This window comes from Agromyces selenitireducens (assembly GCF_052748465.2).
This window is the reverse complement of sequence record NZ_CM188259.1, coordinates 591,190-604,807: the sequence shown is the minus strand read 5'-3', so window position 1 is coordinate 604,807 and position 13,618 is coordinate 591,190. Positions and strand designations below refer to the sequence as shown.

The 13,618-nt window shown below is 70.4% G+C and carries 9 protein-coding genes; 3 read left to right on the top strand and 6 right to left on the bottom strand.

What is annotated here, in order from left to right; translation table 11 throughout:
• The first annotated feature begins 46 nt into the window (after positions 1-46).
• Complete coding sequence (locus ACULK4_RS02820; protein WP_445964939.1) at positions 47-868, top strand: alpha/beta fold hydrolase; 822 nt, start codon at positions 47-49, stop codon at positions 866-868.
• A 174-nt stretch (positions 869-1,042) separates the two neighbouring features.
• Here the strand turns inward: ACULK4_RS02820 and ACULK4_RS02815 are convergent, their stop codons facing one another.
• Complete coding sequence (locus tag ACULK4_RS02815) at positions 1,043-6,490, bottom strand: alpha-L-arabinofuranosidase family protein (RefSeq protein ID WP_445964938.1); 5,448 nt, start codon at positions 6,488-6,490, stop codon at positions 1,043-1,045.
• 159 nt (positions 6,491-6,649) lie between these two features.
• Here ACULK4_RS02815 and ACULK4_RS02810 point away from each other — a divergent pair, with 159 nt between their 5' ends.
• Both ACULK4_RS02810 and ACULK4_RS02805 read left to right on the top strand, forming a co-directional pair.
• Entirely contained in the window at positions 6,650-6,997 is a 348-nt protein-coding gene (locus ACULK4_RS02810) for an ArsR/SmtB family transcription factor (RefSeq protein ID WP_445964937.1), read from the top strand.
• A gap of 145 nt (positions 6,998-7,142) precedes the next feature.
• Positions 7,143-7,400, top strand: coding sequence for a dihydrofolate reductase family protein (locus tag ACULK4_RS02805; RefSeq protein WP_445965194.1), 258 nt, complete (start codon positions 7,143-7,145; stop codon positions 7,398-7,400).
• Between the two features lie 28 nt (positions 7,401-7,428).
• Here ACULK4_RS02805 and ACULK4_RS02800 read toward each other — a convergent pair whose 3' ends face one another.
• The 5 genes from ACULK4_RS02800 to ACULK4_RS02780 all read right to left on the bottom strand — a co-directional run bounded on the left by ACULK4_RS02800 (position 7,429) and on the right by ACULK4_RS02780 (position 13,543).
• A complete protein-coding gene (locus ACULK4_RS02800; protein WP_445964936.1) occupies positions 7,429-8,478 on the bottom strand; it encodes a LacI family DNA-binding transcriptional regulator in 1,050 nt (349 codons plus the stop codon).
• Positions 8,479-8,599: 121 nt separating this feature from the next.
• Entirely contained in the window at positions 8,600-9,685 is a 1,086-nt protein-coding gene (yjfF, locus tag ACULK4_RS02795) for a galactofuranose ABC transporter, permease protein YjfF (RefSeq protein WP_445964935.1), read from the bottom strand.
• Positions 9,682-10,725 carry an ABC transporter permease gene (locus ACULK4_RS02790; RefSeq protein ID WP_445964934.1) on the bottom strand — a complete coding sequence of 348 codons (1,044 nt, stop codon included), beginning with the start codon at positions 10,723-10,725 and terminating at the stop codon, positions 9,682-9,684. Before ACULK4_RS02790 ends, yjfF begins: the two co-directional genes overlap by 4 nt.
• Positions 10,722-12,419, bottom strand: coding sequence for a sugar ABC transporter ATP-binding protein (locus tag ACULK4_RS02785; RefSeq protein ID WP_445965193.1), 1,698 nt, complete (start codon positions 12,417-12,419; stop codon positions 10,722-10,724). The genes ACULK4_RS02790 and ACULK4_RS02785 overlap by 4 nt, the downstream gene beginning before the upstream one ends.
• A 143-nt stretch (positions 12,420-12,562) precedes the next feature.
• Positions 12,563-13,543 (bottom strand): ABC transporter substrate-binding protein, encoded by a 981-nt coding sequence (locus ACULK4_RS02780; protein WP_445964933.1) that lies wholly within the window; start codon positions 13,541-13,543, stop codon positions 12,563-12,565.
• Positions 13,544-13,618: the final 75 nt, after the last annotated feature.

Sequence of the window (13,618 nt, the reverse complement as noted above, 5' to 3'; positions counted from 1 at the left end):
ACGACGAGCCCGATGCCCGCAGACCCGAGCCTGCGAAAGAGGACCAATGTCGCACAGCCACACCGTGATCTCGCACGACGGCGCCGCGATCGCCTACGACCGCGAGGGCAGCGGCCCGCCCGTGGTGCTCGTCGGCGGCGCGTTCCAGTTCCGCGCCTTCGACCCGACGACGAAGCGGATGGCGACGCTGCTCGCCGAACGCGGGTACACCGTGGTCAACTACGACCGGCGCGGCCGCGGTGAGAGCGCCCACGACGCGCCGATGGACCTGCACCACAACCTCGCCGACCTGCGCGCCATCGTGTCGGAGCTGCAGCGCACCCACGAACTCGGCGAGGGCGTCGCCCTCTTCGGCAACTCGTCGGGTGGGGCGATCGCGCTCGCGGCCGCGGCATCCGGACTGCCCGTCACCGCGATCGTCGTCTTCGAGGTGCCGATCGGCGCCGAGGAGGGCTCCGAGGGGGCCGAGTTCCTCGCGGGCATCCGCGAACGCATCGCCGGCGACGACCCCGACGCGGTCGTCGAGTACTTCATGAAGGACATGCCGCCCGAGTGGATGGAGCAGGCCAAGTCGACCCCGTCCTGGCCGCTCATGGTGCGCATCGGCCCGAGCCTCGAAGCGGATGCCGAGTCCCTCGCCTGGGCGCAGTCGGCGCCGCACGCCGAGCTGTTCGGTGCCGTCGAGGCGCCGACGCTCGTGCTCGTCGGCGAGGAGACGCTCGACGAGATGACCCCGGCGGCCGACGCGATCACGGCGGCGCTGCCGAACGCCGAGCGTCGCGCCATCCCCGCGGTGCAGCACTCCTGGCAGCCCGACGACATGGCCGCGACCATCGCGGACTTCCTCGACGCGCACGTTCCCCGCTGACGCGGGCCCCTCGGCCCTTCTCTCGCCGAGTGTTACCGTTCGCGCCGAGTGTGGCCGTTGCAGCGGTATCACTCGCCGCGAACGGCAACACTCGGCGCGGCGCGGCGCGAACGCCGCGAGGGGCGCCGCCCGCCGAAGCGGACGACGCCCCACCGGGAGAGCGGATGACGCGGCTCAGCCGATCGCGCAGGGCCCGCCGTTCAGCGTGAACGCGTCGGGCTCCTCGTTGCCACCCCCGTTCACGCGTCCGTTGAACCCGACCTCGATGCTCGAGCCCGGCTCGATGCGGCCGTTCCACGGCAGGTTCGACGCCGTCACCGAGGCGCCGTCTTGCGACCAGAACGCGTCACGGCCGTTCTTCACCGTCTGCGAACCGTCGAAGTCGAACCCGAGCTCCCACCCGTCGATCGGCTCGTCGCCGATGTTCGAGATGGTGAGCGTCGCGTCGAACGCCTTCTTCGAGCTGCCCTCGATCACGTAGTCCACCTCGCACGTCGGGACGTACTCGCTGAGGGTGAGGAAGGTGATCGAGTACGCCGGGAAGTCGTACGTGAACTCGTTCGCGCCGCCGTCCCATGACCGCTCGACCGGCACGAGGTGCTCCGGCTCGGCCTTGCTGTTCACGTCACCCGGCGCGCCGACCATCTCGGTTACCGCGACCTCGTCGGCCACCTGCATGCCGCCGGTCACCGACACCGCCGTGCGCGCGGTCGCGCCCGTCGGGTTCACGACCTTCAGCACGGTGGCGCCGGTCTCCTCGTCGTGCGTGACGACCTGGTAGAGGCCCTTCGCGCTCGGCTCGGTGTAGCTGAGCTGCAGCTCGCCATCCAGGTACAGCGAGATGGTCGAGCCATCCACGACGACCTTGACCGTGTAGTCGCGCCCGGTCTCGATCGAGTGACCCTCGACCGCGGCGACCTCGTTGGCCGAACCGCCCGACGCGTTCTGGAGCACCGAGCGGGTGTTGTTCCAACCGCCGAGGTTCCACCAGTAGTAGTCGTTCGCGCCGCCAGCCGCGAAGCCGATGAGGAAGCCCTCGGACCCGGCGACCTTGCGGGCGTCGAGCTCGAGCGTGTAGTTCGACCAGTCCTGCGCATACGCGTCGGGCATGAGCGCCCGGGCATCGTTCACCGAGGTGGACGACTGCACGTACTCGCCGCTCTGCGCCGCCCACGTGCCCGCCACCGGCGACCAGTCGGACCCGGCGTCGAACGACTGCGAGTACAGCTCGTCACCGGTCGCGTTGGAGGTCACCCGGACGTCGTCGTACGCCGCGCTCGTCGACCACGTGGAGAGGAACACCCCGCCGTCGAGGTCGCTCGCGGCATCCGCCTCGCTGTGGGTCGACGGGACCACCTCGTCGCCGACGTTCGTCATGAACATCTGCTGCGTGTAGTAGTTCACCGACCCCCACGACTCGTCGTTGTCGAACCACATCATGTCGGGCGCCCACTGCACGTGGTCCTCGTTGGCGAACATCGGCGCGTACGAGGCGAGCTCGACGAGGTCGGAGTTGCGCTCCAGGCCCGTCATGTACGCCGCCTCGGCGAGCGCGTTGCCGAACGTATTGCCGCGCGAGGCGTACTCGCCCAGGAACACGTGCGGGCCCTCGCGCTCGTACGCGTCGTACCGCTCCGTGTTCTGAAGGAACCAGGCCGGGTCGTTGTAGTAGTGCTCGTCGACCATGTCGACGCCCTGCGCCCGGTTGAACTCCCAGAGCTCGTCGAAGCGAGCGCCGGCGTCATCCGGCCCCGAGTTCGAGATGATCGTGATCTCGGGGTACGCCGCCTCGATCGCGTCGCGGAACGCCGGGAAGTTCGCCTCGAACGTGCGCGTGTTCTCCTCGTTGCCGAGGCCGATGTAGCGCAGGTCGAACGGCTCCGGGTGTCCGAGTTCGGCGCGCTTCGCGCCCCACTCGGTCGTCTCGGCGTCGCCCGTCGCGAACTCGATGAGGTCGACCGTGTCCTGCACCCAGCGCGCGATGCGGGCGTCGTCCGTCATCTCCGGGATGCGGCTGCCGCAGCCGTTCGCGCCGACCGACACCACCGGGAGCGGCGTCGCGTCGAGGTCCTCGGCCCACATCAGGTACTCGAGGTACCCGATGCCGTACGACTGGTTGTAGCCCCAGAAGTTCCAGTTTGTCGGCCGCTCCTCGACCGGCCCGATGGTCTCCTTCCACTGGTAGGTCCGCTGGCGGTCCTGGCCGTCGGACTCGAGATAGGTGTCGAACGTGCCGACGTTGGTCACGCAGCCGCCGGGGAAGCGCAGGAAGCTCGGGTCGAGCTCCGCGACCTTCTCGGCGAGGTCCTTGCGCAGCACGCTCGGACCGTTCACCGGGCCGACCCACGTGTCGACCGGGAACAGCGAGACCATGTCGAGCTGCACCGAACCCGCGGCACCCGTGAGCACCACCAGCCGGCCGGCATCCGTCGTCGCATTCGCGGTCAGCCGCACCTCGAGCTTTCGCCAGGTGTCGTCGCCCGCGACCGCGACGGTGCCGAGCGCGAACTGCTCCGTGCCGTCGACGCTCTCGACCGCGACCTCGAGGTCCTGTGCGGTCGCCGAGCGCGCCCACACCGAGAAGTCGTAGCTCTCGCCCTCCTCGACGTGCACGCCCCGGTTGAAGCCGATGTTGCGCACGCCGACGCCCGCGGCATCCGCCGTGATCGTGAGCGAGGCCCGGTTCGAGTCGTTCAGCCAGCGCGCGCGGTCGCTGCCGACCGCGATCGTGCCGGTGCCGTCTCGCTCGACCTTCTGCCACGCGGTCAGGGCGTCGAACGAGGCGTTGTCGGCGGTCGAGAACTCGAATGAGCGGTTCCGCACGAGCTCCGCGTAGATCCCTCCGTCCGCGGCGTAGTTGATGTCCTCGTAGAAGATGCCGTAGAGGTCGTCGCTCATGTCGGTGCGCTCCGCCGCGGTGTCGATCGCGATCGCGTGCTCGGAGATCTCGACCGGGACGACCGTCAGCCGCGTGGCATCCGCCTCGTCGCCGACCACCAGCCGGCCCTCGTTGTCGACGCCGACGTAGCCACGGTCGGCGGTGCGCAGCGCGACCTTGCCGCCGCCCACGTCGGTGAGGCGGAACGCGGTGGGCTCGTCGCCCTCGCCGCCCAACGCCACCCGGCCGTCGCGCACGACCACCGGCCGGTCGCCGCCCTGCTCGCGAAGTGCCATCGGGCGAGCGGATGCCTCGCCGGCGAGCTCCTCGGCGGTGAAGGCGAGCTGCGCGAACGGGCGCTCGTCGACGAAGCGGATGCCGCCGTCGGCCTCGGCGAGCCGCGAGGCGTCGCCGTCCTGCTCGAGCGTGAACGCGCCCTCAGGGACGACGTCCGCGCCCTCGGGCTCGACGATCGCGATGTGGTCGAACGTGACCTCGTGGCTCGGCGCGCCGGCCGCGGCGAGCGCGTACAGGCCGATCCTCGTCACGTCGAAGCCGACGCTCGCGCGTGCGGCCTCCGCCCATTCGAACCCGGTCCAGTAGCTCGTGACGATCTCGTCGCCGGTGCGCTCGAGGCGCAGGTGCTCGTGTGTCGAGCCGGGTCGTGCCGTGAAGGTCGAGCGGTAGACCGCGTTCTCCTCCACCCCGTTCTCGATGACCGTCGGGCCGCCGGGCGCGAAGCTCACGTTGGTGAGTCCGGCGCGCACGTAGTTGTCGAGGTCGGTCATCGCGATGAGGCCGGCGCCCTGGAAATCGCGCGACACCGTCCCGGTCAGCGACGTGTACGCGGTGAAGTCGCCGGCGGGCACGTCGACGAGGAACACGTTGTCGGCCGAGTTGTCGCCCTGGTAGGTGTCGCCGTTCTGCGAGTGCAGCGTGAGCGACCCCGGGTTCTCGGTGAGCGACCAGGCGCTCGGCACCTCGGAGACGATGCTCCACCGGTCGTCGAGGGTGTCGACGTCGAACTCGTCGATCCACGCGTCGGCGGGCAGCTCGGGCTCGATCGGGCTCGCGACCGTGATCGCCGCCTGCCCGCTCGTGCCGCGGGTGGAGCTCGCCGTGACGATCGCGGTGCCGTCGGCGACGGCCGTCACGAGGCCGTTCGCGTCGACGGTCGCGACGGTCTCGTCGCTCGACGACCAGGTGACGCTGCGGTCCTCGGCGGTGACGGGCGTGACGGATGCCGCGAGCTGCCGCGTCGCGCCCGGCGCGAGCGAGACCTCGGCCGGCGTGACCGCCACGGCCTCCTCGAGCGCGTCGGGCTGGTACGTCTCGAGCAGGCGCTGGTACTCGCTCGCCGTGACGGGGATGACGGTGCCGTGCCGCGGGCTCTCGGGGAGCTTCGCGCTCGGCACGGCGGTCCACTCGGCGGTCGCGAGGTCGGCGCTCTCGAAGAGCATGTAGCCCTCGCCGCCGTGGTACGACGGCTGGTCCTGCAGCAGGTACCACGTGTCATCCGTGTTGCTCTGGAAGATCGACGGGCCCTCGCCGCCGGTGAACGTGCCGCCCCACGGGTTGGGCTGGCCGAAGCCGACGCGCTCGGCCATCAGCTCCCAACCGTCGCCCTCGGTGACGCCCTGCGTGCGGCGCAGGTCGGTCGAGCGCTCCTGCCGCATGCCCATGTAGGACTCGTCCTTGGTGAGGCGGTAGTAGGTGCCGCCGTCGCGCGCCACGGTGGAGTCGATCATGCCCCGGCCGGCGCCCTGCGGCTCGTCGATCCAGACCTGCGCCTCGGAGAAGGTCACGAAGTCGCGAGTCGTGGCGTACATCATGCGCTGATAGCTCGTGGTGATGTCGCGCTGCTCGGGCGGCAGGTCGGCCGGGTAGAGCGCGGATGCCCAGTACACGACGTACTCCCCCGCCACGTCGTCCCAGTACGCCTCGGGCGCCCAGGTGTTGCCGGCGTTCTCGGGGGAGACGACCACCTCGCGCTGGTCGGACCAGTCCACGAGATCCGTGGACTCCCAGACCATGATCGAGCGGCTGCCGGTCTCCTGCGCCGTGCCGAAGTCGCCGCCGCCGTGGATCTTGAGGTCGGTGGCGATGAGGAAGAAGCGGTCGCCCTCGGGCGAGCGGATGAGGAACGGGTCGCGCAGGCCCTGCTCGCCGAGCGTCGACGCGAGCACCGACTCGCCGTCGTTGAGGCTCATCCACTCCTCGGGGTCGTTGCCGACGCTGGCGGCGAAGTAGATCTCCTCGCCGTCGGCCGTCGACTCGCCGACGAAGTGAGGGAAAAAGTAGGCCGTGTAGGGCTCGGTCTCCGGAAGCGGCTCGACCGTCGCGGCGTAGTCGTGCGTGGCCGTCTCGCCGTCGAGCGTCGCGGTCGCCGTGAGCGTCACCGACACGGGTTCGGCGCCGGTCTCCGGGCGCGAGACGACCCCATCGGGTGTGATCACAGCAGGATCACTGGATTGCCAGCTGAGGGTCGCGCCGCCGGCGCCGGTGCCGGGCAGCGTCAGGTTGCCGCGCACATCGTCCAGGTTCGGGATCGCGACGCCCGCCACGGCCTCCGCGGCCGGGGTCTCGGTCGCGCTCGCCATGGTCGCCGCGCCGAAGGGCGTGACCAGCGCGAACGTCAGGGCGCCGGCGATCGACACCCTCCTGGTTCGGGCGGGGGTGCGGCGCCCCTCGGGCGCCGCGTCATGGCGTTGCGGTTGCGCGTGCCGGATGGCTCTGGTCGTCATCGACCGTCCTCGCTCTCTTCATCGGGAGTGGGTGGTGGAGCACGGAATGCGAGCGTGTTAGCGCTCACAATTGTGAACGCTAACAGTTCGCCGTGGTTGAGCGGTAGAGGCAATTCCTGCCACCTTTACAGTTGCCCATATGGGTATATGATCGCTGCCATGGCACGAGCAGCGACCACCTCGGACGTCTTCAACGCGATCGCGGAGCCTCGGCGTCGCGAGATCCTGGTGCTGCTGCAGGCGGGTGAGCGGCCGGTGACCGAGTTGGCCCGGGAGCTCGGGATACCCCAGCCGGGGGCGTCCAAGCACCTGCGGGTGCTTCGGGAGGTCGGGCTGGTGCGGGACCGCAAGGCGGGCAAGCAACGGCTGTACGGCCTCGACGCCCGCGGGCTGCGGCCCGTCCACGAATGGGCCGGCGGCTTCGAGCGGTTCTGGAACGAGAGCTTCGACCGGCTGGACGTGTACGTGCAGGAACTTACGCAGGAACGGCAGGAGGACGAGTCATGAGTACGACGGGACGAGGAGCGCCGGCGCAGTCCGCGACGGCCGACCGCGAGATCGCGATCTCTCGCGTCATCGACGCTCCACCGGAGCTGGTGTTCGAGGCGTTCACCGACCGGGTGGCACCACCTTCCACTTCGTCAACGACGGCATCGAGTCGGCGCTCGACCGGGCGCGCCAGGCCGCCGGCGACCGCGACGTCCGCATCGCGGGCGGCGGCGCGACGATCGTGGAGTACGTGAACGCCGGCCTGATCGACGAGTTCTCGATCGCGCTGTCGCCCGTGCTGTTCGGCTCCGGTATCCGCCTCTTCGAGGGCGTGGACGCAGCCCGCGCGGCCTTGGACCCGGTCCGCGCGGAACCGTCCCCGAGGGTGACCCACCTGACCTACGCCGTCCGGCAGCGATAGGCGCACGCAGCACCGCCCACACGTCGGCTCAGGAGGTGACGGCGGCCCGGTCCCGATCCCGATCGCGGCTCGGCGCCGCCGTGCTCACCCGCACGACGAGATCGGGCACGCGCGGCGCCGGCATCCGGTCGTCGTCGCTCAGCACGGCGAGCACGCCGGCCATCGCGTCGCGACCGAGCGCGTCGAAGTCCTGACGCACCGTCGTGAGCGGCGGGGCGAAGAAGGCCGCCTCGGGGATGTCGTCGAAGCCGACGATGCTGACGTCGCCCGGCACCGAGAGCCCGGCCTCGGCGAGCGCGTGCATGACCCCGAGCGACATCTGGTCGTTCGAGACGAACACCGCGGTCATCTCGGCGTCGGCCGCCAGGGTGCGGCCGTGCACGTATCCGCTGCCCGGCGACCAGTCCCCGACCAGCGGTTCCCGGGCGGGCAGCCCGTGCGCGCCCAGCGCGTCGCGCCAACCGCGCACGCGTTCCTCGCCGTCCATCGCGTTGGTCGGCCCGGCGACGTGCCGGATCTGGCGATGGCCGAGGCCGATGAGGTGCTCGACCGCGAGGCGGGCTCCCGCGTACTGGTCGAGCCAGACGCGGTGCATCGCCCCGCGGTCCTCGGATGCCACGGCGACGACGGGCACGCCGAGCTCGATGCCGTCGAGCGCGTCGAGTGCGGCGCGCTGCGCGGCGATGAGCACGATCGCCTCGACGTTCTGGCGCACCAGCAGTTCGGCCGTGGAGCGCATGCTCGCGGCATCCGTCTCGAGCATGCTCGCCGTGATCACCGCGTACCGGGCGTCGCGGGCCGCCTCGTTGAAGTGGAGCGCCGTCGACGACGGGCCGTAGTCGGGGGCACCGGTGACGATCAGCCCGAGCGTGCGCGTGCGTCGGGTGACGAGCGCCCGCGCGGCCGGCGACGGCACGTAGCGCAACTGCTTGATGGCCTGCTCGACGCGTGCCCGAGTGGCCGGCCGCACGTTCGGCAGGTCGTTGAGCACGCGCGACACCGTCTGGTGCGAGACGCCGGCGAGCCGGGCCACGTCGAAGATCGTCGCCGCCCGCGCCCTGTCGTCCTGATCGCTCACTCGCCGTCCGGCTCCCTGCCCCGCGCCCCCGGCGCGCTCGTCACATCGATTATCCCGCCCGGGAGCGTCCGGAGCGGGAGGCGAAGGGCCCGCCTTCAGCTGCGGGCCCCTCTCTGCCTGCTCATCGCCGCCTGGCCGTGAGCACCTTCTGCAGGATGATGAACACCAGCAGCAGGGCGCCGATGAAGATCTTCGTCCACCACGACGACAGCGTGCCCTCGAACGTGATGATCGTCTGGATCACCCCGAGCACCAGCACACCGAGCACCGAGCCGAGCACGAACCCGTAGCCGCCGGTCAGCAGCGTGCCGCCGATGACGACCGCGGCGATCGCGTCGAGCTCGGTGCCGATCGCCGTGAGCGGGTACCCCGAGAGCGTGTAGAAGGTGAACAGCACGCCCGCGAGGCCCGAGCAGAAGCCGCTGATCGTGTAGACGAGCACCTTGGTGCGTGCAACCGGCAGGCCCATGAGGAGGCCCGACTGCTCGCCGCCGCCGATCGCGTAGACCGTGCGGCCGAACCGGGTGCCGTGCAGCACCCACACTGCGATGGCCACGACCACGAGCGCGATGATCACGCTCGGCGTGATCGACATGCCGGCGCCGAGCGGGATGCGGGAGACCGCGAGTTGCACGAACGTCGGCTCGGTGATCGAGATGGAGCTCTGGCTGATCACGTAGCAGAGGCCGCGGGCGAGGAACATCGCTGCGAGCGTCGCGATGAACGGCTGCACCTTGAAGACGTGGATCATGAGCCCGACGAGCAGGCCCAGCACGCTCGTGAGCACGAGGATCAGCGGGATCACGACGCCAGGCGACCAGCCGGTCTGCAGCAGGCTCGCGGCGATCATCCCCGACAGGGCGACCACCGCCCCGACCGACAGGTCGATGCCGCCGGTCAGGATGACGAACGTCATGCCCACGGCGAGCACGATGAGGTACGAGTTGTCGACGAGCAGGTTCAGGAACACCTGCCCCGAGAAGAACCCGCGGTACCGCACGCCGCCGATGACGAACACCGCGACGAACAGGATGGCGGTGACGGTCACGGGTCCGTACTTGGGGCTCGTGAGCACGGCCAGGGCCGCACGGCCGAACCGGACGAGAGGGTTACCATCGGAATCCGACGGGCCGGTGCCCGCGGGACCGCCGGGCGGACGCGGCGCGCGCCGGTCGGAACGGCTTGGGGCGTCGAGCAGCTTGGTCATGATGCGGCGAGCCCCTTCCCGGCTCGGACGGCGAGTCGCCTGCGGAATCCGCTGAACGCCTCGGCCGTGGTCGGCGACTGCAGCAGGCACACGACCGTGACGACCGCGGCCTTGAACACCATGGTCGCGATCGGCGGGATGCCGACCGTGTAGACCGTGGTGACGAGGGTCTGGATGACGAGCGCGCCCACGAGCGTGCCGACCAGCGAGTAGCGGCCGCCGGCGAGCGAGGTGCCGCCGATCACGACCGCGAGGATCGCGTCGAGCTCGATGAACAGGCCCGTGTTGTTGGCATCCGCCGCCGCGGTGTTCGCCGTGAGGATGAGCCCGGCGATCGCCGCGCACAGCGCGCAGAACGTGTAGACCGCGAAGAGCAGCCCGCGAGCGCGGACGCCCGCCTGCCGGCTCGCCTCGGGGTTGATGCCGACCGACTCGATGAACATGCCGAGCGCAGTGCGCCGGGTGATGAGCGCGGCCAAGCCGAACACGACGGCAGCGATGATCACTGCGATCGGCACGCCCATCCAGAACCCCGAGCCGAGGAACTTGAACGGCGGGCTGTTCACCGTGAGGATCTGCCCCTCGGTGATGAGCATCGCCACACCCCGGCCCGCGGTCATGAGGATGAGCGTGGCGATGATCGGCTGGATGCCGAGCACCGCGACGAGGAACCCGTTCCACACGCCGAGCACGAGCGAGATGAGCAGCGCGACGCTCACGGCCACCGCCACCGTCGCGAGGCTGCCCGGCTCGGGCGAGCCGAGGATGATCGAGCACGCGACCGCCCCCGAGATCGCCGCGACCGCGCCGACCGACAGGTCGATGCCGCGCGTGGCGATCACGAGCGTCATCCCGACCGCGATGATCAGCGTCGGCGCGCCGTTGCGGAGGATGTCGATGAGGCTGCCGAACAGCTGCCCGTCGCGCACCGTGATCGTGAAGAAGCCGGGGAACGCGACCAGGTTGATCGTGAACAGGACGAGGAGCATGACGACCGGCCAGAACAGCCGGCTCGACACGAGCCTGGCGAGCGCGCTCATCGGCGGCCTCCTTCGGTGGGGTCGGTGGGGTCGGTGGGGTCGGTGGGGTCGGCCGGGTCTGCCGGGTCGGTGAGGGCGACGGATGCCGCGGGCGCGAGCTCGCCGAGCTCACGGAGCTCCTCCAGCGCCTCGTCGTCCGAGGCGACCCGGCCGTCGGCGATCAGGCCGAGCAGGGAGTCGACGGTCAGCCCGTCGTTCTCGAGGTCGGCGACCACGTGCCGGTCGCGGAGCACCACGACGCGGTGGCTGAGCCGCAGCACCTCCTCGAGCTCGGCCGAGATGAACAGCACGCTCATGCCGTTCTCGGCGAGGTTGAAGACGAGCTTCTGGATCTCGGCCTTCGCCCCGATGTCGATGCCGCGGGTCGGCTCGTCGAGGATCAGCAGGCGGGGTGCGATCGCGAGCCAGCGTGCGAGCAGCACCTTCTGCTGGTTGCCGCCGGAGAGGTTGCGCACGAGCGCGTCGGGGTTGCCGGGTCGGATGTTGAGGGCCTGGATGTAGGACTGCGCGAGCTCATCCTGCTTCTTCTTCGGGATGGGGCGGAACCAGCCGCGGTCGGCCTGGAGGGCGAGGACGATGTTGTCGCGCACGGTCAGGTCGCCGACGACGCCCTCGTCGCGGCGGTTCTCCGATGAGAACGCGATGCGCTTCGAGATCGCCTGCCGCGGGGTGCGGAGCTTCACGGTCTCGCCGCGGATCGTCAGCTCGCCCGTGTCGGCGCGGTCGATGCCGCCGAGCAGGCGCGCGAACTCCGTCCGGCCCGAGCCGAGCAGGCCCGCGAGGCCGACGACCTCGCCCGCCGCGATCGGGAGGTCGGCCGGGTTGATCGCTCCGCGACGGCCGAGCTGCGACGCCGAGACGAAGGTCGCGGCATCCGTCTCGTCGACCGTCGCGGAGCGGGCCCGCTGCTCGAGGTCGTCGAGCGCGGTGAGCTCCTTGCCGATCATCTTCTGCACGAGGTCGATGCGCAGCAGCTCCTCGACGAGGTACTCCCCCACGAGCGTGCCGTTGCGGAGCACGGTGAGCCGGTCGCAGATCTCGTACACCTGGTCGAGGAAGTGCGACACGAACAGGATGGCGACGCCCTGCGCCTTGAGCGAGCGGATGACGCGGAAGAGCTCGGCCACCTCGTCGGCGTCGAGCGACGAGGTCGGCTCGTCGAGGATCAGCACCTTGGCGTTCACGTCGATGGCGCGGGCGATCGCGACGAGCTGCTGCACCGCGAGCGAGTGGTCGCCGAGCAGCGAGCCGGGGTCGATGTCGAGGTGGAGGCCGGCGAGCAGTTCGGCGGACCGGCGGCGCATGGCGCGCCAGTCGATCGCGCCGAAGCGGCGCGGCTCGCGCCCGAGCATGATGTTCTCGGCGACCGACAGGTTCGGCAGGAGGTTGACCTCCTGGTAGACGGTCGAGATGCCCGCGGCCTGCGCCCGCGCGGGCCCCGAGAACGACACCTGCTCGCCCGCGAGCGTGATCGTGCCGGCGTCGATGCCGTACACGCCGGTCAGGGCCTTGATCAGCGTGGACTTGCCGGCGCCGTTCTCGCCCATGAGCGAGTGGACCTCGCCGGGGAACATGCGGAAGTCGACGCCGTCGAGCGCCTTCACGCCCGGGAACGTGATCGAGATGCCGCGCATCTCGACGACCGGCGCGGCGGGTGCGGCGGGTGGCTGCTCTGGGGTCACGGTGCTCTCCATCGAGTCGGCGAGCGGATGCGGCATCCGCTCGCTGTGCGCCGGAACCGTCGGCGCGGGGTGGGAGGGGTTGCGGGTGCGCGGCATGGACGACCGCGCACCCGCCGGTCGAGGCGGGCCGCTCCGCGCGACCCGCCCCTCCCGGGTCAGTACTGGCGGGTGGGCAGCGCCTCGATCGCCTGCTCCTGCGTGAAGGTCGTCTCCTCGGTGACGATGCGCTTCTCCGGAGTCTCGCCCTCGTTGATCTGCTCGATGATCTCGATCAGCTGCTTGCCGAGCAGCGGCGAGCACTCGACGATGAAGTTGATCTTGCCGTCGGCGAGCGCCTGCATGCCGTCCTTGACCGCGTCGACCGTGACGATCTTGATGTCCTCGCCCGGCACGAGGCCCGCCGCCTCGATGGCCTCGATCGCGCCCAGGCCCATGTCGTCGTTGTGCGCGTAGATCAGGTCGACGTCGGGGTTCGACTTGAGCAGCGCCTCGGTCACCTGCTTGCCACCGGCTCGGGTGAAGTCGCCGGTCTGGCTGGCGACCACCTCGAGGTTCGGGTTCTCGGCGATGACCTCGGCGAAGCCCTCGGCGCGGTCGATCGCCGGAGCGGCGCCGGTCGTGCCCTCGAGCTGGATGATCTGCACGGGCTCGGTCGTGTCGGCGTACTCCTCGAGGACCCACGCGCCGGCCTTCTCACCCTCCTTCACGAAGTCGGACCCGAGGAAGCTGACGTAGAGGGAGTCGTCCTGCGAGTCGACGGCGCGGTCGGTGAGCACCACGGGGATGCCGGCGGCCTTCGCCTCGTTGAGCACCGCGTCCCAACCGGTCTCGACGACCGGCGAGAACGCGATCACGTCGACCTGCTGCTGGATGTACGAGCGGATCGCCTTGATCTGGTTCTCCTGCTTCTGCTGGGCGTCGGAGAACTTCAGTTCGATCCCGGCCTCCTCGAAGGCGGCCTGGATGTCCTTCGTGTTGGCGGTGCGCCAACCCGACTCGGCGCCCACCTGCGCGAACCCGACCACGAGTTCGTCGAGGGGCTTGGGGCCTTCCGCGGCAGCGTCGCCGCCGCTTGCACAACCGGCCAGGGCGACGAGCATCGCGCCTGCGGCGGCGATGCCGATGAGCTTCTTCATCAGCTGGAACCTCCTTGTTCACGTGCCGGCGGCTGGGCTGCGGGGCTGGGGGTGCTGCGAGTCTCGGTGCGCCGG

Bases quoted from the DNA above. Each gene is read 5' to 3' on its own strand.
- ACULK4_RS02820 (WP_445964939.1), top strand. From the start codon at position 47: ATGTCGCACAGCCACACCGTGATCTCGCACGACGGCGCCGCGATCGCC.
- ACULK4_RS02780 (WP_445964933.1), bottom strand. From the start codon at position 13,543: ATGAAGAAGCTCATCGGCATCGCCGCCGCAGGCGCGATGCTCGTCGCC.
- ACULK4_RS02785 (WP_445965193.1), bottom strand. From the start codon at position 12,419: ATGGAGAGCACCGTGACCCCAGAGCAGCCACCCGCCGCACCCGCCGCG.
- yjfF (WP_445964935.1), bottom strand. From the start codon at position 9,685: ATGACCAAGCTGCTCGACGCCCCAAGCCGTTCCGACCGGCGCGCGCCG.
- ACULK4_RS02815 (WP_445964938.1), bottom strand. From the start codon at position 6,490: ATGACGACCAGAGCCATCCGGCACGCGCAACCGCAACGCCATGACGCG.
- ACULK4_RS02790 (WP_445964934.1), bottom strand. From the start codon at position 10,725: ATGAGCGCGCTCGCCAGGCTCGTGTCGAGCCGGCTGTTCTGGCCGGTC.
- ACULK4_RS02810 (WP_445964937.1), top strand. From the start codon at position 6,650: ATGGCACGAGCAGCGACCACCTCGGACGTCTTCAACGCGATCGCGGAG.